At 36.9% G+C, this 25,964-nt stretch carries 18 protein-coding genes; 10 read left to right on the top strand and 8 right to left on the bottom strand.

The genetic code is table 11. The features are described 5' to 3' along the window. The first annotated feature begins 74 nt into the window (after positions 1–74). Together PLJ10_04935 and PLJ10_04930 are read left to right on the top strand one after the other, a co-directional pair. Positions 75–1,811, top strand: coding sequence for a D-aminoacylase (locus PLJ10_04935; protein HOK08990.1), 1,737 nt, complete (start codon positions 75–77; stop codon positions 1,809–1,811). 193 nt (positions 1,812–2,004) lie between these two features. Beyond that, a complete protein-coding gene (locus PLJ10_04930) occupies positions 2,005–3,117 on the top strand; it encodes a hypothetical protein (GenBank protein ID HOK08989.1) in 1,113 nt (370 codons plus the stop codon). Positions 3,118–3,291: 174 nt separating this feature from the next. Here PLJ10_04930 and PLJ10_04925 read toward each other — a convergent pair whose 3' ends face one another. Beyond that, the gene (locus tag PLJ10_04925) at positions 3,292–5,433 is read right to left on the bottom strand and encodes a DUF6067 family protein (protein ID HOK08988.1); all 2,142 of its coding nucleotides are present in this window, start codon (positions 5,431–5,433) and stop codon (positions 3,292–3,294) included. Between the two features lie 101 nt (positions 5,434–5,534). On the opposite strand from PLJ10_04925, the gene PLJ10_04920 reads away from it, so the two are divergent. The 6 genes from PLJ10_04920 to PLJ10_04895 all read left to right on the top strand — a co-directional run bounded on the left by PLJ10_04920 (position 5,535) and on the right by PLJ10_04895 (position 15,583). Continuing rightward, a complete protein-coding gene (locus PLJ10_04920) occupies positions 5,535–7,964 on the top strand; it encodes a PAS domain S-box protein (protein HOK08987.1) in 2,430 nt (809 codons plus the stop codon). Positions 7,965–8,021: 57 nt separating this feature from the next. Further along, a complete protein-coding gene (locus tag PLJ10_04915; GenBank protein ID HOK08986.1) occupies positions 8,022–10,658 on the top strand; it encodes a sulfatase in 2,637 nt (878 codons plus the stop codon). A gap of 174 nt (positions 10,659–10,832) precedes the next feature. After that, positions 10,833–11,393 (top strand): hypothetical protein, encoded by a 561-nt coding sequence (locus tag PLJ10_04910; GenBank protein ID HOK08985.1) that lies wholly within the window; start codon positions 10,833–10,835, stop codon positions 11,391–11,393. Positions 11,394–11,516: 123 nt separating this feature from the next. Further along, positions 11,517–12,167: a ribonuclease HII gene (locus PLJ10_04905; protein ID HOK08984.1), complete on the top strand. Its 651-nt coding sequence runs from the start codon at positions 11,517–11,519 to the stop codon at positions 12,165–12,167. A 21-nt stretch (positions 12,168–12,188) separates the two neighbouring features. Next, the gene (locus PLJ10_04900; GenBank protein HOK08983.1) at positions 12,189–13,934 is read left to right on the top strand and encodes a tetratricopeptide repeat protein; all 1,746 of its coding nucleotides are present in this window, start codon (positions 12,189–12,191) and stop codon (positions 13,932–13,934) included. 140 nt (positions 13,935–14,074) lie between these two features. Beyond that, the gene (locus PLJ10_04895) at positions 14,075–15,583 is read left to right on the top strand and encodes a carboxypeptidase M32 (GenBank protein HOK08982.1); all 1,509 of its coding nucleotides are present in this window, start codon (positions 14,075–14,077) and stop codon (positions 15,581–15,583) included. Between the two features lie 26 nt (positions 15,584–15,609). Here the strand turns inward: PLJ10_04895 and lepB (PLJ10_04890) are convergent, their stop codons facing one another. The 4 genes from lepB (PLJ10_04890) to PLJ10_04875 form a co-directional block, all read right to left on the bottom strand. Beyond that, positions 15,610–16,977, bottom strand: coding sequence for a signal peptidase I (gene lepB / locus PLJ10_04890; GenBank protein HOK08981.1), 1,368 nt, complete (start codon positions 16,975–16,977; stop codon positions 15,610–15,612). 75 nt (positions 16,978–17,052) lie between these two features. After that, positions 17,053–17,925, bottom strand: a complete 873-nt coding sequence (gene lepB / locus PLJ10_04885; GenBank protein ID HOK08980.1) for a signal peptidase I — start codon at positions 17,923–17,925, stop codon at positions 17,053–17,055. An 11-nt stretch (positions 17,926–17,936) separates the two neighbouring features. Next, on the bottom strand, positions 17,937–19,745 hold the full coding sequence (gene lepA, locus PLJ10_04880; GenBank protein HOK08979.1) for a translation elongation factor 4: 1,809 nt from the start codon (positions 19,743–19,745) through the stop codon (positions 17,937–17,939). Between the two features lie 112 nt (positions 19,746–19,857). Next, a complete protein-coding gene (locus PLJ10_04875) occupies positions 19,858–20,511 on the bottom strand; it encodes a protein-L-isoaspartate(D-aspartate) O-methyltransferase (GenBank protein HOK08978.1) in 654 nt (217 codons plus the stop codon). Positions 20,512–20,615: 104 nt separating this feature from the next. Between PLJ10_04875 and PLJ10_04870 the strand changes: the two genes are divergently transcribed. Next, on the top strand, positions 20,616–21,566 hold the full coding sequence (locus tag PLJ10_04870; protein ID HOK08977.1) for a serine/threonine-protein kinase: 951 nt from the start codon (positions 20,616–20,618) through the stop codon (positions 21,564–21,566). Positions 21,567–21,728: 162 nt separating this feature from the next. Further along, on the top strand, positions 21,729–22,649 hold the full coding sequence (locus PLJ10_04865; protein ID HOK08976.1) for a magnesium transporter CorA family protein: 921 nt from the start codon (positions 21,729–21,731) through the stop codon (positions 22,647–22,649). A gap of 21 nt (positions 22,650–22,670) precedes the next feature. Here PLJ10_04865 and PLJ10_04860 read toward each other — a convergent pair whose 3' ends face one another. The 3 genes from PLJ10_04860 to gnd are packed head-to-tail and all read right to left on the bottom strand — an operon-like array spanning position 22,671 to position 25,924. Then, positions 22,671–23,657 carry a D-glycerate dehydrogenase gene (locus PLJ10_04860; GenBank protein ID HOK08975.1) on the bottom strand — a complete coding sequence of 329 codons (987 nt, stop codon included), beginning with the start codon at positions 23,655–23,657 and terminating at the stop codon, positions 22,671–22,673. 6 nt (positions 23,658–23,663) lie between these two features. Further along, positions 23,664–24,464 (bottom strand): ZIP family metal transporter, encoded by an 801-nt coding sequence (locus PLJ10_04855; GenBank protein ID HOK08974.1) that lies wholly within the window; start codon positions 24,462–24,464, stop codon positions 23,664–23,666. 5 nt (positions 24,465–24,469) lie between these two features. Next, positions 24,470–25,924 (bottom strand): decarboxylating NADP(+)-dependent phosphogluconate dehydrogenase, encoded by a 1,455-nt coding sequence (gene gnd, locus PLJ10_04850; protein ID HOK08973.1) that lies wholly within the window; start codon positions 25,922–25,924, stop codon positions 24,470–24,472. Positions 25,925–25,964: the final 40 nt, after the last annotated feature.

Raw genomic sequence — 25,964 nt, 5'->3', positions numbered from 1 at the left:
CATAGAAATGAATCTTTTGGGGAAAGGTAACTTTCCCCGTTTTGTTTAACAGTGAAGAGAGAAAGGAAGAAAGTATGTTTGATGTTCTTATTAGGAATGGGAATATTGTGGATGGTAGTGGAGCGAAGGCATATACGGGAGACCTTGCAATTGAGGAAGGTAGGATTGTCGCTATTGGGAATTTGAAAGACGCACAGGCAAAGGAGGAAATTGATGCCAAAGGTAGGATGGTATGTCCTGGCTTTATAGATCCACATTCGCATGCGGATATAAGTTTGCATAAAGAGAATGCAGAAGAGTTGCTTATGCCCTTGATTAAACAGGGAATTACTACTTTTGTAGGCGGAAATTGTGGAATGGGACTTTCTCCTATATTAGAACCCGGAAAGGAAGCCATATTTACATACATTGAAGTTTTTTCCAGTTTTGACCCTGAGAAAGAGTTTCGATGGAGGAGCACCGCAGAATACTTTGATTTTTTAGATAAAAAAGGAATCCCGTTGAATTCCGCAATTTTAATTCCTCATGGTTTGTTGAGACTACATGCAGTTGGCATGGAAAATCGCTATGCAACGGATGATGAAATACAAAAGATGGCTCGAGCATTGGAATCATCTATGGATGCTGGGGGAATAGGGATGTCTACAGGATTGCAGTATTACCCTGGTAGTCAAAGCGATACGAGGGAATTAGTAGAATTGGGGAAAATCTTAAAGAAGTACGATGGTATTTTTACCAGTCATTTGCGTAGTTATAGCAATACATTAGATAAAGCCATTGATGAAGTAGCTACCGTTGCAGGGGAAAATCAGATTCGAGCTCAGATTTCGCATTTGTTCTGGGTCCCCGATATGGGCTTTATTGGACCCTTTGTTCGTTCTCTAATCCGAATGATGGCAAGTTTGGCACAGTGGATACCTATTCCTATTCCATTAGAGAAACCTATACAACAAGCCATTGAAAGGATTGTAAGTAATCAAGATAAGGGGGTGAATGTAAGTGTAGATGTTATGCCAACCACAACAGGTTTTACACATCTTTTAGCCTTTTTCCCACCGTGGGCGTTAGAAGGAGACAGGACACAGGTATTAAATCGGCTGAAAGACCGGGATTTACGAAAAAAAATGTTGCATAGTATTGAACACGGTAAAATGGAATGGCCTCATACAGGCCCTGATTCGTGGACATTGAACTTATTCCGTCTTATGGGTTGGGAATGTGCACATATTATGGCGGTGCAGTCGGAAAAGAATAAGCGGTATGAGGGAATGAATCTGATTGAGATTGCCCGTGAAAGAGGTGTCCATCCGTTTGATGCGGCTTGTGATTTGTTGCTTGAAGAGGACGGGCATGTACTTGTGTTTGAAAGTATTGCGGAACCGGATGATTTGTTTACTGAACGGACTACTTTCCCTTCGATGGCACACCCGAAGGTAATGATTTCTACAGATGCAATATTGATGGGCTTTGGTATGCCGTCACCCTTGTTCTATGGTTGCTATCCACGATATTTGCGTAGGTATTGTAAGGAATTGAAATTGGTAGACCTTGAAACAGGTGTTCGTAAATGCACATCATTGTCAGCAGAACATTTTAACTTAAAACAACGAGGATTGCTAAAAGAGGGATATTTTGCGGATGTACTTGTAATTGATATGGACAAGATAGATTCAAAAGCATGTTTTAAGTCACCGACAGAATCGCCATCTGGAGTGGATGAGGTTATTATTAATGGAAAACGGGTTGTGAAAGAAGGCGTTTTTCAAAGAGGATTGAGTGCGGGAAGTCTTTTACGACATACAAAAAATTAAAAGTATCTTTGAAGAAAAGAATAGAATTAGTAATCATGGTAATGGAATGGGAAAAATGGGGTAGATTGGGTGGTTGAGGAAATGTTTTTTATATTGTAAGTAGTATTGTCTCTTATGTATGAAACATAAATGGTTTCTTTCAGTCTAAATTTAAGAATCACTTTTTAAACATCTTACTATAAGGAGATAATAAATGATTAAACAGGCAAAGCAAATAGGGATTTTATTCGTTATTTTTGTATCTATTGCATTTATGATTTCTGCAGAAAATGCATCCCCTGTAACTATAACACAGTTGGAACGGCCTATAATTCGGCATGAGGTAATGGTTCCTAATGTAGATGATTTTATAACATTAAAATGTGATTTTCATATGCATACTGTTTTTTCTGATGGACGAGTTTGGCCTGACTTGCGAGTTATAGAAGCATGGGCAACAGGTTTGGATGCTATTGCTATTACAGACCATATAGAGGGACCTGTAGACAGGCCGTTTTTAACAGGAGATGATAATTCTTCTAATGAATTAGCAAAAGGAACTGCAGAACGGTATGGGATGATTTTGATAAAAGGAGGGGAAATTACACGAGAGCAACCTTATGGACATTATAATGCCTTGTTTTTGAAAGATGTAAACCTTGTTGATAATGAAGACCCATTTACTGCAATTGAGAATGCAGTAAAACAGGGGGCTTTTATTCAATGGAACCATCCAGATTGGAATTCTGCGACACGTAATAAATTTGAATTTCAGAAAAAGTTGTTAGAAAAAGGGTATCTGCATGGAGTTGAAATATCGAATGGCTCGGATTGGTATCCGCATGTAATAGATTGGGCATTGGAAAATAATCTTACAATGATGGGGAATAGTGACCTGCATGGATTGATTATGGGTGAATTTCAATTGGATAAATTTCAAAGACCTATGACTTTGGTTTTTGCGAAGGAAAAAACAGAACAGGGAATTCGTGAAGCTTTAGATAATAAACGAACGGTTGTCTGGATAGCGGATTTGATTAATGGTAGGGAAGAATGGGTCTCAAAGTTATTTCTTTCCTGTGTTCGTTTCGGAAAAATACAAGTAACTAATCCTGAGAAGAAAGAGGGTAAATTAATAATAGAGAATATTTCAGATGTACCGTGGTCAATTCAATTTATGGGACCTGTGATTTTGGGTTCATATCGTTTGGAGCCGAGGACTTTAGCAGTAGTGAAAACAAGAGGACAGGGTAAAGTTCAAATGAAGGTGCTAAATGCATGGGTAGGCACTGGTAAAAATTTACAATTGGGAATTGAAACTGAATAGACATTTTAGCTACAAAAAATTTGAATATGCGAAAGTCGAGATGATTTTATAGGTGTTTATTTTATCGTTATTCAGGAAATATTCTTAAAAAATTAATTTACATTTGTAGTTTTCTCTTTTAATTTCAGAAGGGTACAATTTTATCTATGTTTATGAACTGGTTTTATATTTCACCTAACTTTTTTTGCCAGTGAAATTTTTTTGAACTTTCCGAGGCATAAAAGGTGATGGCTGTTTTTCTCGGATATTGTTTTTTTGACGTTCGGTTTTTTTGTTAGGAATAGTTTTACCGCTTAACTCATATCCGATGGTAATTCGTGTCGAGATCAGTTTGTTGACGAATTCGTCTGTTACAATGTTCCAAGGAAGGTATTGTTCGAGATTCGGTGATAACCAAGCATACACATCGTCATTTTTAAGTTTTTCGGTCTGCATTTTTTTAGCCATTAATAGGAGATATTCATAGTCTTCCATACCATCTCTTAGTCGTTCGAGTCTAACTGAGCTATAGTAATTATTATTTGGAGCAGGATACAAAAGAGAAGTCATTTGTAGTGTATTTTGAGGCTGAGGAATGAAATCTTTTTTATCGGCAGGTTTTAATATTACATTATTCCATGAGTTGATAGGTGTTAATATAGCGCCCTGAAGCTGGTAATACCAGCATATCCATGGGATGATGCGTGATTCAATAGGAGGTGCATCATAGCGTAACGATGGGTACTGTTCGGGGATTGTCCAGAGCCATGGCTTGATAATAGGGGCTATTCGTGGTTCAGGTATTTTTTCTGGTGGATTTAATCGGACATCCTGAATGAAAATAGTTTCTCCTTTCTTTAATTTTTTTAGTTCTAATCGAAAGGCGATAAAGTCAGGGTTGTATTTAAATGTTCCGTAGGATATAGAGTTTTCAAAAAATCTACCTGTGATGTGTTTCCATGTAATAGATGAAGGGAAAAAATGGATTCCATCTCGTGAAGTGTTAACTTCTGCGGATTGGGGAGTTTGTCCTGGCCCCCATATAATTACAAGATTTTTTCCAATGTGACTTTCTTTTAAGTGGATTTCTACCCATTCATTTTTACCTTCTTTTTCTGCGGGGAGTGAGAGCCAACCAGTAAAGGGGCAGTTGTCTGCTATGTTTTGGGGGGAACTTAAAATAGGTGGATATGAACCGGGTAAAAAACCACAGGAAGATGCAGACACAGATTTGATTGATATATTTGTTTCATCAGTAATTGAGATACCTCTTGTGAGTCGTTGTATTAAATCAATGGAAAAGTAATTAAATGGTATTGCCCATATATCTGTATAAAAGTTGAATTGAGGGGATGGTGGACTGCATAGAATGCGGATTAGAGATGGGGTCTGTTCTGAGAGGGCATTAAGATAGCGTTTAAGACTTTCATTTTGTTCAGATTCAGGAGGACAAAATAGAACCACACTTAAATTGGATTGGGGCAGGTCTTCTTTTATTTGTTGCCAAATTTTGGTTTCTTCTTGAGTGGGGGAACGCACTGTGTCTAATGGACCTGAGGGTAAAAGTAAAGGAGTAACATCAAGGATGGTGTTTGAAATAGAAATATCGGTTTCTTTTATACTCTGGATTAATTTATCCCATAGGTTTTTAGGAACAGATAGGTTCTCAGTATTATTTGTTTGTAGATACATTCCGAGTGAGAGGGTAAGATGCTTTTTATAGAGGAAGGTAAAAAGTGATGTCCAAAAATCATCTGCTGAGTTGGCATTATTATTGTTTAGCTGAGCCATTGTTTTCCAATCCAAAAAACTTATAGCGGGAAGTGATGGGGTTTGAGGGATTTCAAAGTCAAATACTTCAATGTCTACAGGTATTTTTCTTATCTTTTTGCCTTTTGAGTTTAAAATTATTTCCGTTTGGTAGTGTCCCGACTTTATTTCTTTTGGGATATGAAATGTTATCCAAAGAACTGCTTTTTGCCTCTGATAAATATTGAAAGGTTCTATAGGTTTGAGAATGTCAAAAAAGATAGCGGAACGGTCTATGCCCCCCTGAGGTAAAGGTATACCTTCTACTGGAAGTATCTGATAAATCTGTGGAGGTGTGAGCTCATTAGGGAGCCTCTCTATTTGTAATGAAACATCATTAAGGGACTCACTATCAGAAAAGATATGGATTTGAAAAGATTCCTCTTCACCTTTGGCAGAGAAGATTGTCGCATTGTATGAAGAGAAGTTAGATGGTTTTTCTATATTTGTTGAACACCATGACGGTTCAACCCAGATATTAGTTCCTGAGATTATAAAGTATATTGTTAGTGAGATATCTAATAACATTTTTATCTTATAGTTAGACTATGATTTTTTTATTCTTTCGATATATAATAAACAAAAATTTAGATAAAAGAGTAAACAGAGATTTTTATAGGTGAAGAGAAATGGAATTTGAAGAATTGATGAAAAAGACAAAAAAGGAACTTATTGAAGAAATACAACAGTGGGAGGAACGTTTAGAACAACTAAAGAAAGAAATTGAAATTAATAAGAGTGGCAAATCGTTTTACACCCCATCCGACTTGTTACCGCTATTTAATAGTATGAGTGCTATTGAAACGGCGGTTTATGTGGCTGATATGCAGACATATGAATTATTAGCAGTAAATGAATATATAGAGAGGGTATGGGGTAAAGGGATATTAGGTAAAAAGTGTTATGAAACTTTACAAGTAGGACAAACTACACCATGTAGTTTTTGCACAAATGACCGATTGCTTAATGAAAAGGGAGAACCCAATCCTCCGTATGTATGGGTATTTCAAAATACCCGTACAGGCTCTTTCTTCCAATGTGTTGATTTTGCAATTCCGTGGGAGAACGGGAAAATGGTGCGATTAGAGGTGGCGTTAAATATAGACCAATTTGTAAAACTTCAAAGGGAACGGGATACTCAAACTGAAATTCTTATGACGGTTATAAAAAATATTCCACAGGCGGTGTTTTGGAAGGATAAAAATGGAGTGTTTTTAGGATGCAATCAACAGTTTGCGTTAGATGCGAATTGTGATTCTCCATCGGATGTGATTGGCAAAACGGATTATGACCTTCCATGGACAAAGGAGGAATCGGAAAGTTTTCGGAGAATGGATAAAGAAATCATAGAAACTGGTGTTCCTTCCCTTTTGTTTGAGGAGTCTCAGACGAGAGCAAATGGGATGATAAGATATCTGCTTGTTAGTAAGGCTCCGTTGAAGGATTCAGAAGGGAATATTATTGGTGTATTAGGTACTTATAGCGATATTACGGAATTAAAGAAAGCCCACGAGATATTACAGAAAAATGAGCAATTATTGAATAGTTTGATGCAAACGGCGCCTTTTGGTGTCATTTGTGTTAAGAATCGAATTATCGAATGGTGTAATGAACGAATGGAACAAATTTTTGGATATTCCCGAGATGAATTAATTGGGAAGTCGACACGTGAGTATTACGAATCCGAAGAAGAATATTTAAGGGTGGGAGATATTATATACAATAATTTAGTGGGTAATGAAATGGTTTGGACTGAGACGCGATGGAAGACAAAGGATGGAAGTTATATTGATGTCCGTATTAATGTAGCATTAAAAGATTCAGAAAAGCCAGATGAAGGAGTAGTTTGTGGAATTTTAGATATAACGGAACAAAAGAAGCGTGAAGAGCAAGAAAAACAAATGTTAGAACGAATGTATCATATTCAGCGGATACAAAGTTTAGAGGTTCTCTCAGGAGGGGTTGCTCATGATTTTAATAATATTCTCATGGCAATAATTGGTAGTGCTGAATTAGCAATGCATGAAATTCCAGAAATATCACCAGCCCAACATTATTTACAGGAAATAGTTAATGCGAGTAAGAAAGGTGCTGAACTTGCAACGCAGATGCTTAGTTATGCAGGTAAAAGAAAATTAGTGGCAAGGAAAATAAACATTAATAATTTAGTTAATGAGATGACACAGATATTAAAGGCAACCATTTCAAGAAAAGCCATTTTGAAGTTAGATTTGGCTGAAGAAATACCAATGATAGAAGGAGATGCGACACAAATTTCACAAATTATCATGAATTTAGTCGTTAATGCGAGCGAAGCAATGGGAAACAAAAGTGGTGTGATAGTCTTAAGAACAGGTGCACGTATTTGTGAACAACAGTATTTGGACACTTTATTTTTACCAAACGAGCTTAAAGAAGGTTTGTATGTTGTGCTTGAAGTAGTGGATACAGGATGTGGAATGGATGAGGAGGCGAAGATACATCTGTTTGAGCCATTTTATACCACAAAATTTACAGGAAGGGGATTGGGTATGGCAACAGTATTAGGAATTGTCCGTAATCACAAGGGAGGAATTAAGGTTTATTCTGAGGAAGGTAAAGGAACTACTATCAAAATATTTCTACCAGCAATTGAATGGGAAGCCGAAAGACAGACTGTATTTACAACGGATAGTAAAGAATGGCGTGGAAGCGGAAAAGTGCTGTTAGCAGAGGATGACGAAACAATTTGTGCGTTGACACAACGAATGCTTCAATATTTGGGATTTGAGGTGTTTGTTGCAGTGGATGGACGAGAAGCTGTCCAGATTTTTGAACAGAATCGGGATTCTATTTCCGCTGTTATTTTAGATATGACAATGCCTCATATGGATGGTATAGAAGCGTGTCTTGCTATTCGGAAGATTAGTGAGTCTGTTCCTATTATATTAACCAGTGGTCATCCTCAAGACGAATTAAATAAAAAGATAAATCAGAGTTGTATATCGGGGTATTTACAAAAACCATATCGTTTTGAAGAATTAAAGACGGTATTAATGAACATTCATCACGTTGAATAAGAATTGGTTAAAAAAAAGATAAAGTCGTTGATTTTAGCAGTGAAAAAGGTAGCAGGAATGTCATTAAATATTCGAGAAGATGTTTTTATCTTTTTTGTTTTATTATTTATGTTTCCTATGATTGGGGAAGCCTCAATGTATAGGTTGTCAGAAGAGTATTGGAAGGGAAAAGGGAACGTAAGTGAATGTGTGTTAGATGCAACTGTTTTTAATCAGAGAGTTGATGAAGGTCGTGATGTAATTATTTTCGAATATAGGGGTGTAATTAATCTTGGAAATTATAAATCTCTTTCTGTGAATATGATAACAAAGGGTGGAAAAGATATTTTGTGGGGTTGGAAAAGCAAAAGGACTGGTGATGAATATTATTATCCATATGATAACTGTTCTTTAATTTCGGATGGGAAAGTGCATACCTATACTTTTATGCTCCGATTTCCAGATAAAAATAATCCGATATTTGACATTGTGGATTCGATATGTTTCGAAGTAAGAGGAGTGAAAGATAATATAGAAGGTATAACGATGGAAAAGGTTGTGTTTCAACCTTATGACAATGTAAGACCAAAACAGATGACAATATCTGGTGTTTGTATGGATGTGTTATGGGATGAAGAAATGGAGATGGAAAAAGATATTAGTGATGGTAGTAGACTCATTTTTTATACAGGTATTTACAACCCTGATGTAGGTTCTTTTAGAAAGAAATCGACTGATATGGAATGGAAAACAGATGGAAGTGAATTTACAGTATTGATAGATGACCATGAAAATCGTGATGTTTTATATCAACTTAAAATGAATCCAAAAATAAACAAGGAAGACCGTTTTTGGCGTCGAGCGGAAATAGATTTATCAAGATATAAAAATAAAAATGTAAAAATTATTTTTCGTATAGAGCCTATGGGTAATACATTGGGGAATTTTAGTGTTTGGGGAAATCCGATAATAGTAACAAAGAAAGAAAAAGAGGACACCTCTACACCGCCTATTTTTATTATTTCTTGTGATACATTGAGACCTGACCATTTATTGCCTTACGGCTATGATTTGCCAACAAGCCCTTGTTTAGATGAGTTTGCTAAAGATGCGGTTGTTTTTGAGAATTCCTATACGACCCAAACGTTTACACCTGTGGCACACATGAGTTTATTAACAGGTTTACATCCTGAGAGTCATGGATTGAAGAAAAACATCGATTTAAAATTAGAAATACAACCATTGCCAGAGATTTTGAGAGAATATGGTTACCAAACAGCTGGATTTGCTGGCTTTTTATGGTGGTTTGTTCCTTCACGTGGGTTTTCACGAGGTATGGATTATTTTTCTGTTCCGGAGACACAAGAAGGCGGAGCTAAAGACCGTCGGTCTGTATTTGAAGTTCATGAAGATGCAAAGACATGGATACGTCAAGCACAAACTAGGAAAATATTTGTTTTTATGCACAATTACGATATTCATTCTACTGCGTATAAAGATTTGCTTTATGATGCAGAAGAAGAAGAGTTTAAGGTGTTTTCTCGTGCTTATAAAAATCCGAGAGTTCAACGTTCTGGTTGTGAAAATATTCCTGCTGGCACATTATATTTGCTCCATGCTTCTGATAGAGATATAATTCCAACGGAGCAGGAATTACAATATAACAACGCTCTTTATGATGATTGCATATATAAAGTAGACACCGCTTTAGGTGATTTTTTTAATTTTCTAAAAAAAGAAGGTTTATATGACCCAGCATTTATAGCAATCGTTTCAGACCATGGAGAATCGTTAGGGGAACATGAATTATATGGACATAAAAATGTCTATGAGGAAAGTATGCGAAATGTCATGATAGTTAAATTTCCATTTCAAAAATATTCAGGACAGAGAATAAAAGAAAAAGTTATTTTAGAAGATATTGTTCCTACTCTTTTTGCAATGTTAGATACCGAAAGAGAAGTACAAACAGACGGAATATCCCTTTATGACTTTATCGAAAATAAAAAAATAGAAAGAGATTATATTTTTTCTACAGATTCGGAAATAGAAATGAAAGCAATTGTAAAGGGTCACTATAAATTATTGGAAAATATAAAGAGGGGAGAATGTAATTTGTTTGATTTGAGTAAACCTATGGCGGAGTATAGAAATATTATGGATTTAGAGCCTAAAATATTTTATGAATGCCAGAAAGTATTTGCGAAACAATTTCGTTTGAAGAAAGAAGGCTGGTGCTTGTATTTCCAAAATATGGATTCTTTTTTAACGGAGACCATTACTATTAAATGCACGGTTCCGATTGTAAATGTTATGACACAGTCATGTGTATTCCGAATTAGAAATGATAGGCTTGAACCGACAAAGTTAGAGGGAACAATTTTTATCCCTTCGGGAGTAGGGATTTTACCCACCATACTTCAAATTATTCCTGCTGAGGATAATCATGAATTGATTGTTCAAATTCAAAAGAAACCGAAATTAATTTACCCACAAGAATATAAAGTGATTGAAGATGAAGATAAGTTATGGTTTCATTTTTCGTCAAATGATAAGCAAATTCAAAGCGAGCCCTCCTTTTTAGATAATGTGGAAAAATATAAGATTTACTTTAATGTTAATTATTATCCTATTAAATCGATGAAGGAGGAGCAACAAATAGAGATGAATAGAGACGTTCAGGAACAATTAAGAAATCTTGGTTATCTTAATTAATCTCGATTTTTCGGGAATAAAATTTTTTCAAAATTTTTAAAATTTGACTTGACATCTCAAACTGGTTTGTGGTATAAACTATATAGTGACAATTGAATAAAAAACTAAACGAGGTCATGTTCAGGTGAACATGATGATAAGTTTAGGTAAACCCCTACGAGAGGAGGTGAAAAGATGAGAAAACTTAGTTTCGCCGCATTGTTAATCCTGCTTGGTACCGGAGTGGCGTTTGCCAGTTCATTGGCTATTCCATGGTTCGCGGATAATGCTCCGCAATACAATGGATTGCCAGGAAAAGCGAGTGGTGCCACGAACCTTGTCTACTTAAAGAGCAATGTAGACACAACAGTAACATGCTACATTACCTATTACAATGCAGATGGTGTTTGCTTGGGTCCTTTCCCACCAAATAATAGTTTCACTATTGCACCACGGTCTGCGTTGGCATTCCGTCCCTGCGTATATGACCCAGACGCAACAGCGGGTGGTCAGCACGGAGGTATGGAAGGTGGACAGGGTGTCCTAGTACCAGATAGGCCACTTAGTCCTGATAACAGCACACCGATTCCGGGTGTTGGTATCGTTGACACCAAGACGAACGGTTCTGCAACCATTGAATGGATTGGTGGACCCAATGATATTCAAGGTGCGAATACTAACTTCGTAACTGTCGTGAATCCCGATGGTTCCAAAGTTACATTGTCCTATGGACACTTGTTACCGCCGGGTATCTAATACTTGAAATTTAATTAGTTTTAATTTGGGGCGAGAATGTCAAATGACATGCTCGCCCTGATTGCTTTTAAAGGGGTAAGTTATTTTAGTTACAATGTAATCTAAACAGGATGGTTTTTATTGATGAATAGAGATATTAGCGAAATTATAGATAAGTGGTATTTTGAAAAAAAAGGAAGAGAACAGGGTTTTTCTTTCATTGCAGGTGTGGATGAGGCAGGGCGTGGTCCATTGGCAGGTCCTATTGTTGCAGTAGCAGTAGTGTTACATTCTGAAGTTGAAGGAATAGATGATTCTAAAAAACTCACTGAAAGAAAAAGGGAGGAGTTGTTTGATATACTAATGTCGGGTGAACATGAGATAGGAATTGCAATTATTAATAATAAGGAAATAGATAGAATAGGAATACAAGAAGCGAATTATCGGGCAATGGCGGAATCAATTTTAAAATTAAAAATAAAACCGGATTTGGTTTTAGTGGATGGTTATAATTTGAAAGGGTTACCTTGTCAAGCGTGGAAAATCATCAAAGGTGACCAACGTTCCGCATCTATTGGGGCAGCGAGTATCATTGCGAAGGTAACGCGGGATAAAATAATGAAGGAATATGATAAAGAATATCCTGGATATGGATTTGCAAAACATAAAGGTTATGGAACGAAGGAGCATCTTTTAGCTATTGAGAAGTTAGGTCCATCGCCCATACATCGTTTAAGTTTTGCACCGTTTGTTGATATGTCAGAATCCTTATTGCCAGAATTAAAACTTAAATAATTGTTAAGGTATTACAAAAGTATGAACCATCAGAAATTAAAGGTATTTTTTATTTTACCTCTCACAATTGTTCTTGTAAGTTGCAAGGGTTTACCTATTAACAATTTAAACACTGGTATCAAATCATCTTTGCAAAATATGGAAACGCAGAGGAAAGGTAATTCATTATCACATTATCTCTCTTCCATGGTTTATCACCGAAGAGGTGATAATGAACAAGCAATTAAAGAATTGGAAGAGACAGTAAAAATAGACCCAGAAGCAATAACCCCTTTGATTCGTATTGTTCGGCTATACCTAATGACAGAGAAATATGAGGAGGCGTTAGCCTGTATTGATAGGGTAATTGAAAAAGACAAAACGATTCCTTCGTTATATCTTATTCGTGGTGAATTATGTCATCGTTTAGGGAGAATTGATGAGGCGGTAGAGGCATTTCAGAGAGCAATAGAAATTAACCCTGAAGATGTTTTAGGGTATAGTGCTTTGCTTGAATTGCAGGAAGATACAAATGATTTGGTTGCTGCTATTGATATTTATCGGCGGATGATAGAAAAAAGACCTAATAGTGCTTTACTCCATTATCAGTTGGGGCTAACTTATGCGCGGATAAAAAATAATGCGTTGGCTATTGATGAATTAGAAAAGGCATTACAATTTGACAAACGAATGATACGAGCATATTATATTTTGGCTTTGCTTTATATCGATGAAAATAGAGTATCCGATGCTATTAAGTCTCTGGAAATGTATTTACAAAAGAAATCGGATGATATAAAGGCACAAGAGGTATTAATTGGTGCCTATGTTCGTGCAGGAGAAGAAAGTAAGGCTGTGGAATTGGCGAAGAAACTTATTGCATCACCAGAATGTATGCCTGTTCAAAAGTTAATAGTATCCTTTCTCTTTATTAAGACTGCTGATTGTTTAAGAGCCACATCATTACTTCCAGTAGAGGAATATCCTTTGATAAGCAAATTATTTCAAGCATTGGCGTTAAAACAGATTCAAAATGATGAGTATAAAAATATTTTGGATACTCTCGATATATTCGGTGAATCTGTGGATACAGAATGTAATGATGTTATCAATTCGTTGTGGACTAATTTCGGAGCAGGGATTATTTCGGGCTGGTTTGAAACACAGGTAAGGGAGTTAGTAAACGATAGTTCATCTTTATCATTACGGTTGATATTAAGCAGGATATTAATGGTTGCCGATAAAAATGAAGATGCAATAACGTTATTAAAGGAATTGCTTCCTGAAAATGATAAAAATCTATGGGTTAATTATTATTTGGCTATTTCCTACGATAAATTAAAACAATTTGAAGATACAGAAAAGTGTCTCAAAAGGTGTATAGAATTGGATCCTGAGAATGCAGAGTTATTAAATTTTTTAGGTTATCTTTATGCAGATAAGAATGTAAATCTAACAGAAGCCGAAAATTTAATTTGTCGAGCATTAAAAATTGACCCTGAGAATCCGTACTATTTAGATAGTTTGGGTTGGGTTTATTATCGACAAGGCAATGCTGAAAAAGCGATAGAGTATATACGTAAAGCGATTTATAAGATGGAAACGGATGATGCTGTATTACGAGACCATTTAGGGGATGCCTATTTGCTTTCGGGAGATATTAAACGTGCTGTTTCGGAGTGGGAACGTGCTTTAGTCCTTGACCCAAAAAATGAAGGTGTAAAACAAAAGATTGAGAAATACCGCCCGCAGATAGAAAGTCCCAATGATTCACCGTCTTCCAATTGATATTGGGGATTTTTAAATAAAAATCAAGGTGGACATTTAAATTGTTGATTCTTAAATTTTTTAATGGTGAGTGATAAATAAAAGAGCTATCTAATTTATTTCAATACAGATGAATATTTAAGATTTTTTAGGAGATGTATATGAGTAGTCGCGAGGAGCGTTTTACTGTTCTTAAAGATAAGTTGAGAGAGATATTAAATATTAGAGCAGTTCTTGCATTACTTCAATGGGATGAAGAAGTCAATATGCCTCCAAATGGTGCAGAAGCGAGAGGAGACCAATTGAAAACTATTGCTCAGATTTTACATCGTCTTGAAACAGATACATATTTGGGAGAGGAACTATCATATTTTTATGAATGTAAAAATGGCTTGTCATCTGATGATGCGAAGATGATTGAGGAAGCAAGGTATGACTATCAGCGTGCAGTGAAAATCCCGTCCTCATGGGTGGGTAAATTTGCGGAAGTAAGAAGCAAAGCCTATCATGCATGGGTTCAAGCACGACACCAATCCGATTTTTCTATTTTTCAGCCATATTTGGATGAAATTGTATCATTATGTCGTGAGCGAGCCTCTCTGTTAGGTTATGAGAAGTCGCCGTACGATGCTTTGTTAGAAGATTTTGAACGTGGTACAGATACCCAAACGTTAGATAGGCTTTTTTCGGAATTGGAACAGGAACAATCGAAGATATATCAATCTGTTTTAGGTGAAGGGAGACCAGGCTCTGTTTTTGAAGGGAAAACATGGGATACAGGAAAGCAATGGGAGATTACATTGCAGTTATTATCTGCAATAGGTTTTGATTTCAATTCAGGCAGACAAGACCGTTCTGTACATCCGTTTACTACCAATTTTGATATTTATGATGTGCGAATTACAACACGACTTAATTCAACAAATTTGTTTTCTGGAATATTCAGTTCTCTTCATGAAGGAGGGCATGCTCTATATGAGCAAGGTTTTCGTAAAGAAGACCGTGGAACATGGTTAGCACAAGCACCATCCTTAGGTATTCATGAATCCCAATCGAGATTCTGGGAAAACTTTGTAGGGAGAAGTTTTTCATTCTGTCAATATTTCCTACCACTCTTGAAACAATATTTCCCTAATGAGTTTGAAAACATTCCTCCTGAACTACTTTATAGGGAGATTAACCGTGTATTTATGAATTTTATTAGAGTAGAAGCGGATGAGTGTTCTTATAATTTACATATTGTTCTCCGATATAGAATTGAAAAGGATTTAATTGAAGGGAGTATTCAAGTTTCGGATGTGCCTGATTATTGGAACCATTTGTTTGAAAAATTATTTGGGTCAGCTCCTCCAAATGATGCGGATGGTTGTCTACAGGATATTCATTGGTCACATGGTAGTTTTGGATATTTTCCAAGTTATGCCTTAGGTAATCTTTTTGCAGGGCAAATTTTGGAGAAGATAAAAACAGAATTGAATATAGATGAACTTATAAAAGAGGGTGATTTTATACCTGTTCATGATTGGTTAAAGAAGAATATTTTTGAAATTGGTAGGAGATGTTGTGCAAAAGAAATTGTTGAAAAAATCTCTGGGAAACCCGTATCCTCAACTCCATTTTTATCATATTTAAAAGAAAAATATAGTAAAATCTACCAAATATCTTTATAACAAATTGCATACATTGAAAATGTATATCAGACTTTTTTAATTTTAGAAGGGGGCCACCATATACAGGTTAGTTTGCCAAGTATAAGGCTTTCAGGTATCCATCCAATAATTCTACTATCAATTATTAGTTCTGAATCCTTATTTGGGAAACTCCAGACAATAAAGAGGTGTCCTTCTGGAACAGTACAGTGTTCTTTGTCTTTTAACAAACCAAAAGGTGCTTCTGACACGGAGAGAGGAGGGTTTAATACTTCGGATAGATAAGAATTTTTAGTAAGAGGTGCCCCATTTACCAACAGTGTCCCGTTTTGAATTGATATTTTGTCTCCTTCTCTTCCTGCAACAATCCCGCAAAGGATCATTTCTGTCGGAATTTTATCTATCCCTTTTGGAGTTAAATAAGCCACCAAATCTCCTATCTGTGGCTTTCGCCAATGAGTGAGCCAAAAACGGGTAAATGGTATACGTAGTCCATACGATAATAGATTTACTATGTAATGACATATTTTATTCTCATTCCAACGATACCAGACGACAGAACGAGCAAAAAATAAGCGGATAATGAGCAGTAATGATGTAATAATACAGATAGTTTTCCACCACCAAGTATGACTAAAACCTGTGAAGTCTCTCCATCGTGAGATTGGAAACCAAATACATACAACTCTGCCGACAATATGTTCATTGGGAACCCACCCGAAGAAACGACCATCTCTGCTATAAGCACTGTTATCGCCTAAAAGGAAGTAATGATTTTCTGGGATGAGTGAATATCTATCTTCAGTTCTAATGCCGTACTCCATACCCCCAATGCCGACGGGTCCTGAGGTATAATAAATATTTGGCATGTCTGGTGGTAGTTCAAGTGGTTTCCCATTAATGTATATCTTACCATCTGCGATATGAACACGTTCGCCAGGCAATCCAACGACACGTTTGACCAATGTTTTGTGTATAGCATCTTTTTCTACCGTTTTGAAGACGACGATGTCCCAACGTTGAGGTTTTTTACCATACCATATTCTTTTATTCATGAATGGGTAACGGACACCATATATCCATTTATTAACGAATACTCTATCTCCTCTGCCGAAACGGTTATCACCATGTAAAGTTGGTTCCATTGAACTGGAAGGAATACGGTAGGGTTCTGCAATAGGCCAGCGAATAAGTAATGCTAATGCTAATGCAATGCTTTCACTTTTTAACCATTCATAAATTTGTTGCTTCGGCATATTGCTAAAAAAGAATAAATGGAGACCTAATACAAAGATAGCTAACCCCGTCCACCACATAGGTTCAGAGGGCTCAGGCTGTGTTTTATTACCCTGATAAATAATAAAGATACCTATGAGAATCGTTATAATACCTGAAACACGAACTATCTGACTCATAAAGCTTATGCTTTCCTTAGAGTTTGTAGTTTTTTGTTTTGACATTTTTTTTACTTTACTCCAACATTATGTTTGTTATTTTTGTGTGTTTATTGTTCTTTTTCTGTAATGATACATATATCTAATAATTATCAAAACGATTACTATTTGAGTTCCATATAAGAAAACTATTCCCCACCATGATTTTGAAAAACCTGTAAAGTCTCTCCATCGCTGAATAGGCCACCATATAGCAAAAGCCCGACCAATAATGTGATTTTCAGGTACCCATCCATACATTCTGCTGTCTACACTATTGATGCTATTATCACCTAAGAGAAAATAATGTTTGTCTGGGATTGTAGAATAGGTTTTTTCATCACTGCAACCATAACGAAGAGGATAGTTTTCCCGCATCTCTTCAATAATTTTTTTCACTTTTGGGTCGGGATTCGTTTCATATTGAATGACAAGGTCAATGTCGTTGATGTAATAGATGTTCTGGGGCATTGTTTTCGGAGGTTGAATTTGTTTGCCATTTATTTCTATTTTCCCATGGTTTATTTTCACCGTTTCACCTGGCAAACCTACAACGCGTTTTATAAGCGTTTTATGTTTTGCATTTTTCTCAATGGTTTTAAATACTACGATGTCCCACCGTTTCGGATGTGACCATGTATAAAGTCTGATTGTTGTAAATGGGATTCGTATGCCATATATCCATTTATTTACAAGGACACGGTCGCCAGTAATTAAATTTCCACCTATTAAAGTTGGCTCCATAGAACCCGTCGGAATAAGATACTGGTCGATTACACAGCCTTTTAAGATAAGAATACTTCCAATTACAAACATCCATTCCATTAAATTCCTTTTATTCCATGGTCCAGTAAGGACTTGAATGGACTTAATGAGAATGTTGTGTTTTTGTTGTTTAGCAGTATTGAGATCTATGTTTTGTTCAGACACTTTGTTCTTTCCTATTGAATGTCTTCATTAACTTTTAGTAAAGCCATAAAGGCTTCTTGAGGAACCTCAACCGTTCCAATTTGCTTCATTCTTTTTTTGCCTTCTTTCTGTTTTTCTAATAGTTTTCGTTTTCGTGTAATATCTCCTCCATAACATTTAGCGAGCACATCTTTTCGTATAGGTTTTATTGTTTCCCTCACGATAATTTTTCTACCGATCGCTGCTTGAATCACGACTTCAAATTGTTGACGGGGTATCAATTTTCTTAACTTTCCTGCTAATGCTCTGCCCATACTTAGGGCATGTTCCCGATGTACAATGACAGAAAGGGCATCTACAACTTCGCCGTTAATCATAATGTCTAATTTTACTAAATCGCCTGGTTGATATCCGATAAGTGTGTAATCAAGAGAACCGTAACCTCGTGTGCATGTTTTTAGCTTATCATAGAAGTCGACGACTATTTCGGCAAGTGGAAGCTGATAAACCGCAAGACAACGTTTGGCATCTAAGTAATCGACCCGAACATGTATTCCTCTTTTTCTTTTACATAAATCAATTACTGAACTTAAATACTCAATAGGGCAAATAATGTCTGCCTGTATATAGGGTTCTTCAATAACTTCAATTTCGCTTGGTTCGGGCATTTGTGATGCTTTTTGGATGACAATTTCTTCTCCATCCGTTTTAAGAATTTTATAGGCGACATTTGGCATGGTCATAACGAGATTCAAACCAAATTCTCGTTCTAATCGTTCCTGAACAATTTCCATGTGTAGAAGACCTAAGAAACCTAATCGGAAACCGAGACCTAATGCATCAGAACTATCTGGCTTATATTCGAAAGAGGCATCATTAAGAGATAATTTTTCAAGTGCATCTCTCAATTCTTCATAATCTTGAGATACTGCTGGATACATACCACAGAAAACGACAGGTTTTACTATCTCATAACCTGGTAAAGGATTCTCCGCAGGATGAAAAGCATCTGTAACGGTATCGCCAATTTTCGTATCTTTTATATTCTTGATATTACAAATCATATACCCCACTTCGCCTGTATCTAAGCTTGATTTTGGACGCATATTGGGCGTAAAAATACCAACTTCATCTACCTCGTATTTTACGCCGTTTGACATAAATTGAATTTTTTGTCCTTTATGTAAAGAACCATCAACTACTCTTAAATAAACGACAACGCCTCGATAGGTATCATATTTAGCGTCAAAAATGAGTGCTCTTAGCGGTGCTTGTGGGTCTCCTTTGGGAGTTGGAATTCTTGTAATGATGGCATCAAGGATCTCTTTGGTGCCGATACCCGTTTTGGCACTTGTTAATATTGCGTCAGAGGCATCTAATCCTAAAACATCTTCAATTTGACGTCGTGTATCTTCTATATCTGCACTGGGCAAATCTATTTTGTTGATTACAGGAATAATTTCAAGCCCTTGAGCCACTGCTTTATACGCATGTGCGAGTGTTTGAGCCTGAACACCCTGAGTAGCATCAACAAGCAATAATGCCCCTTCGCATGCAGCAAGAGCACGGGAAACTTCGTATGAAAAATCTGCATGACCTGGAGTGTCAATTAAATGGAGGGTGTATTGTTCCTCATCATCTTTTTGGTAGTGCATTTGCACACAGACCGCTTTAATAGTGATTCCTCGTTCCCGTTCAATGTCTAACATGTCTAACGTTTGTTCACGAAGTTCCCGTTCATTCACAGTTTTGGTGAATTCAAGGAGACGGTCTGCTAACGTAGATTTACCATGGTCAACATGAGCAATGATACAAAAATTTCTTATTTTATCCTGGTTCATAATCTTTTATTGTCTTGTGGGTTAATTTTCCCCGTTTGGGTAATAAAACACCCTTCCTTATCTGAAAAGAATGCTAATATTTTACATGATATATAGGTATCACTGCACACTTTTAATATTTGGAAGTATTATTCCAGCCTTCGGTACCGATAAGAGGAACAAAGATGCAGGAGGTGTGTCTTTCAATTGAAAATGTATTACCTATCTTTGTTATTTTTAGCAATACTTGTAAATTTGAACCACCTACTGGGATAACAAGTCTACCCCCATCATTAAGTTGTTTTTTTAAGGACTCAGGTACTTCTGGACTACCAGCAGTTACAATTATTGCATCGTATGGAGATTCATCCGGATAGCCTGATGAGCCGTCTCCACGAATCACTTTTATGTTTTTGTATCCTAAATTGGTTAGTCGTTGTTCTGCTTCTTCGGCGAGTTCTTGTATTCTTTCAATGCTAATAACGGTGTGTGCAAGTTCTGCAAGTATTGCAGTTTGATATCCCGAACCTGTTCCTACTTCTAATACCTTATCTGTCGGTTTTAAATCCAGAAGTTCGGTCATGATGGCTACCATGTAAGGTTGAGAAATTGTTTGCCCATATCCAATACTAAGTGGGTGATCTTCATAAGCATAATCACGTAAATCTTCTGGGACAAATAAATGTCTTGGAACGTTTTCCATTACTCTCAGCACATCAGGTGATTTTATCCCTCGTGCATGTAATTGATAGACAACCATTGATTTTCTGGCGGAGGTGGTATCCATATCCAATTTTTAATTATTTAGTTTTAACTAACACATTTTGCTATTGATAATGGTATTATAATAAAAGGAAGGTTGTGATAAAATAGTTTTATTTAAGGAGAATCATGAATATGTCTGATGCTGATTTAGCAGAGGGGAAAACGACGCGGATAATAGCAGGTAGATATGAGGTTATAAAGCCATTGGGTAGAGGAGGGATGGGCAAAGTATTTCTTGTGAAAGACCTCCAATCTGGACAGAAGTTAGCATTGAAATTGATGCGAGCCCAGTATCAACATAATCAAAAGGCAATTGCAAGGTTTCTGCGGGAAGTAGAAGCAGTCCGACAACTAAATCATCCCTGCATCGTAAAGATATTTGATGCCCAGATAGAGGGTGAACAAATGTTTTATACGATGGAATATGTTGAGGGTCGGAGTGTTCGAGATTGGCTGAATAAGAAAGGGCCGTTATCATTTGGGAATACAGTTCGGATATTAGCACTTATTGCGGATGCCTTAGAACATGCACATCAAGTTACAATTCATAGAGATATTTCACCTGATAACGTGATGGTGTTAAGAGATGGTTCTGTGCGTTTGCTTGATTTCGGTTTGGCAAAATTAAGTGATGCACAAGTCCCTTTGACTATGGTTGGGGCGAATTTAGGCAAAGCACAATATTCAGCACCTGAACAAAGGGTTAATGCGGCTGGTGTAGATAAAAGGGCGGATATATATCCACTTGGGGTTATGTTTTTTGAAATGCTTGTAGGGAGAAGACCGCAAATAGGTGATAAACTATCTAAATTGATGCCAGATTTACCCAAAGAATGTGATGAGTTTTTGCAAAAAGCGATGGCACCTGACCCAGAAGATAGATTTTCTTCTGCTAAGGAATTTAGGGATACTTTATTAAACTTATATAAGTTATGGAAGGAAAAGCAGGAGAAAGGTGCTCAACAAAAACAAGTACCAAAGTTCAGTCCTCTTTCCTTATTAAGAAAAATTGGGGAACTTTCCAAACAATATGTTGGAAAAATCTTATGTCTGTTTAAGAAGAGGCCAAAGCCATAATCGTTATTGAAAAAAAATACTTTAAAAGGTTATAATACTTAAAAGCCACAAGATAAATAGGGATGGGGTTTAAATAAAAATAATTATTATCAATAAATGGTTAGATAGAAGGAATTTTCACCCATGGACTGACTTTTTGTTCATGAATAGAAGGGAAGAACTATGCGGAGATTCTACACCATAGGCCAAGGGAAAGTCATCGAGTTGTCAGAAGAAAAAGATTCGGTTATAGAAGTTTATATCCAGCCGACAATTGAAGAGAAAAAGCAACTGATTGATAAATTGGAAATAGATGAACACACCTTAAATTCAGCCCTTGACCCAGATGAACTTGCCCGTGTTGAATATGAACAAAATCACGTTGCATTTATTATAAAGAAGCCTAAAAATTATTCCGCAGAAGATGAATATCACTTCAAAATCATCTCTATAGGCTTATTCCTGTTCAAAAATAAAGTTATCATTATTTCAAGCGAGGATACACCATTATTTTCAAATAAACCGCAAGCAGGGTTGTCATCAGCCCCAGACATAATACTTCGGGTTATTTATAACTGTATTTCCCACTTTATTGAACATCTTAAAATTATAAACATGGTTGCGGAAGAAGTAGAGTATCGGATAAACCGTTCTCTGGAAAATAAATTCCTCATCAACCTTTTTGCATTAGAAAAAAGCTTGGTTTACTACTTAAATGCTATCCATGGAAATGGTCTTATCCTTGCCAAACTTCGTGCAGGTGCAGATAAAATAGGCTTAAGCGATGAAGGGAAAGAGTTTTTGGATGACTTAATTATTGAGAATGACCAATGTTTTCGTGTGGCAGATATTCATTCCACAGTGTTATCAAACTTAATGGATGCACGTGCATCTATCGTAAGCAATAATCTGAATGTTTTAATGAAATTGTTAAATATTATTACAATAGCATTAATGGTTCCTACTTTCATTGTAAGTTTATTTTCAATGAATGTCCCCATTCCAGCCCAACATCATCCTTATATATTTTACCTAATTGTGGTTCTATGTATTATATCCGCAGTAGGTGTTCTATGGATATTTTTCCGATATAGAGAGATGTGATTTCGTGTTTTACATGGGCGGTTAGAGTACTTCTGGGTTTACTGGGTTAGGTGGTGTTTTCCCGTTGAGACGAGCAATAATATTTTGCGCAGCGATTTCTGCCATTCGCGAACGGGTTTCTACCGAAGCACTTCCTAAGTGAGGTATCAAAATGGCATTAGGGCAATTAAGTAAATCAGGATGGATTTCGGGTTCTTTTTCAAAAACATCTAATCCCGCAGAGAATATTAACCCTTCTTTAAGAGCCTGAGCTAATGCTTCCTCATCAATAACAGGACCACGAGATGTGTTTATGATACATGCAGTCCGTTTCATTTTTTTAAATTCCTCAATCCCAAAAGCATGATATGTTGCTCGAGTAAGGGGGCAATGGATAGAAATGAAATCAGATTCTCTTAGAAGTGTCTCTTTATCTACCTGTGTAGCTTTTATATCGGAAGGGAGTTTCGGTTCGTTAACATCGTAATAAATAATACGCATATTGAAGCCACTGGCTCTTCGTGCGACTGCCTGACCAATTCTTCCCATACCAAAAATACCCAATGTTTTTCCATGCACATCCATACCCAGAAGTAATGTAGGGTTCCAACCTGCCCATTGCGAGGCACGAACCAATCGTTCCCCTTCACCCAATCGGCGTGCTGATGCCATTAAAAGTGCCCATGCCAAATCCGCTGTAGTTTCTGTTAAGACCCCTGGAGTGTTGGTCACTACTATTTTCCTTTTCGTTGCTTCGACTATATCTATATTATCAAAACCAACCGCGTAATTTGCAATTATTTTTAATTGAGATCCTGCCTGTTCCATTACTTTTGCATCAATTTTATCTGTTAGTAAGCAAAGTAAAGCATCTATTCCTCGAACCTCTTTTAAGAGTTCTTCATAAGGGATAGGTGTTTCACATGGGTATATTTTTATATTTTCTTCCCCAAAGTTTTGAAAGAGTAGTTTCAGACCTCTTTCGGGAAGATTGCGTGTAATAAAGATTTTAGGTTTATTTTTGTTCATATATTTTTATCCTAACGCTACATCTAAGAACATCATGAGGGCGAAACCGAACATGACACCTACCGTAGGCAAATCGGTATCGCCTTCTTTTTGTGATTCGGGAATTAATTCTTCGGCTACAACGAAAATCATTGCCCCTGCGGCAAAGGCTAAGGCAAAAGGCAAAATAGGTCTGGCAAATATAACAGTGATGGCGCCAATTACTCCAGCAATGGGTTCAACGATACCAGAAAGTTGTCCTACAAAAAAACTTTTCCATGGGGAAAAGCCTTCACGACGAAGAGGTAGAGCCACAGCAGTGCCTTCAGGTAGATTCTGCAGACCGATACCAATAGCGAGAGCAATAGCCCCTGTTAAAGATGCCCCTGGAATACCGTATGCAGTTGCACCGAAAGCAACGCCAACAGCTAACCCTTCAGGGATGTTATGCATGGTAATAGCCATCACCAGAAGAGTGCTTCTTCTCCAGTTTGTATGAAGCCCTTCTGCATTTTCAATAGATAATCCTTGATGTAAATGAGGGAGTATCTTATCCATAGCCCATAAGGCAACACCTCCTAATAAAAATCCAATAACAGCAGGTAACCATGATGGCATACCCATTTCTTTACTCATCTCGATTGCAGGCTCCAGTAATGACCAGAAGGACGCTGCAATCATTACTCCCGCTGCCATTCCTAATGTTCCATCGAGGACTTTTTGAGGAATTGGCTTTGCCCACAAAGCAGGCAAAGCCCCTAACAATGTCATAAACCATGTGAATGATGTTGCCAGTAAAGCAAGTATTGCTGGATGCAATTCACTCATATATTCTAAACAGTATATGTTGAGGCAGAAGTTGAACCGCCACGCCCAGTCCAGTTGGTGTGGAAAAACTCACCTCTGGGTTTGTCTACTCGTTCATATGTGTGAGCACCGAAATAATCGCGTTGTGCTTGAAGAAGGTTTGCTGGAAGCCATGCACTTCTATAGCCATCGAAGTAGCATAATGCAGAACTGATGGCAGGTACAGGGATTCCTAATTGCACCGCAGTAGAAACAACACGACGCCAACTATCTTGTGTATCATTGACTATACCCGCAAAGAATGGGTCTAATAACAGATTTTCTAAATTGGGGTTTCTATCGAAGGCTTCTTTTATTTTACCTAAAAATACAGAGCGGATAATACAGCCTCCCCGCCACATTAATGCAATACCGCCGTAATTTAAGTTCCAGTTATAAGTTTTTGCAGCAGAACGCATTAATTGGTAGCCTTGAGCATAACTGACAATTTTAGAGGCATACAGGGCTTTGCGGAGGTCATTAATAAATTGGTTTTTATCACCTGTGAAATTGGTTACTTTCCCTTGTAATGCTTGACTGGCTTTTACCCGTTCTTCTTTAATAGAGGACAAACAACGTGCAAACACTGCTTCTGCAATGGCTGTTAAAGGTTGCCCTTCATCTAAAGCAGAGATAACAGTCCATTTGCCTGTGCCTTTTTGTCCGGCAGTATCTAAAATAAGGTCAACGACATATTGACCTTCTTCATTTTTGTATGCAAGAATGTCGCGGGTAATTTCGATAAGATATGAATTTAATTCTCCTTTATACCAATCCGAAAAGACCTGATGCATCTCCTCATTTGTCATTCCTAAACCCTGTTTCATAAGATGATATGTCTCACATATCATTTGCATATCACCATATTCGATACCATTATGTACCATTTTAACGAAGTGGCCTGCTCCATTTTCTCCTACCCAATCGCAACAGGGTTCTCCTTCCGGAGTTTTAGCACATATAGATTGAAAAATGTCTTTTACATGTTGCCATGCTTGTGGAGAACCGCCAGGCATCATGGATGGACCCTTTAAGGCTCCTTCTTCTCCACCCGATACACCTGTGCCTATATATAGAAGGCCTTTACTTTCTAAATATTTCGTTCTGCGGGTTGTGTCAGGGAAATGACTATTACCTCCATCAATAATAATATCTCCCTGGTCTAATAATGGAATAAGTTGTTCAATAAAGTCATCTACTGCTTGACCTGCTTTTACCATAAGCATAATTTTGCGTGGTTTTTTTAGACTATTCACAAGTTCTTGTAAGGAATGACAGCCCTTTATATTTTTTCCTTTTGCACGACCGTTGATGAAATCATCTACTTTGGATACAGTGCGATTGAATACCGCAACGCTAAAACCTTTACTTTCCATGTTTAGCACCAGGTTTTCACCCATTACTGCTAAACCTATTAATCCGATGTCTTTAAGTTCGCTCATATGATTCTCCTTTATCTTAATATTTATTGCTTGTTTGTAG

The organism is Candidatus Hydrogenedens sp., from assembly GCA_035361075.1.
GTDB lineage: Bacteria > Hydrogenedentota > Hydrogenedentia > Hydrogenedentales > Hydrogenedentaceae > Hydrogenedens.
The sequence above is the reverse complement of the archived record's forward strand: the minus strand, read 5'-3'. Positions and strand labels throughout refer to the sequence as shown.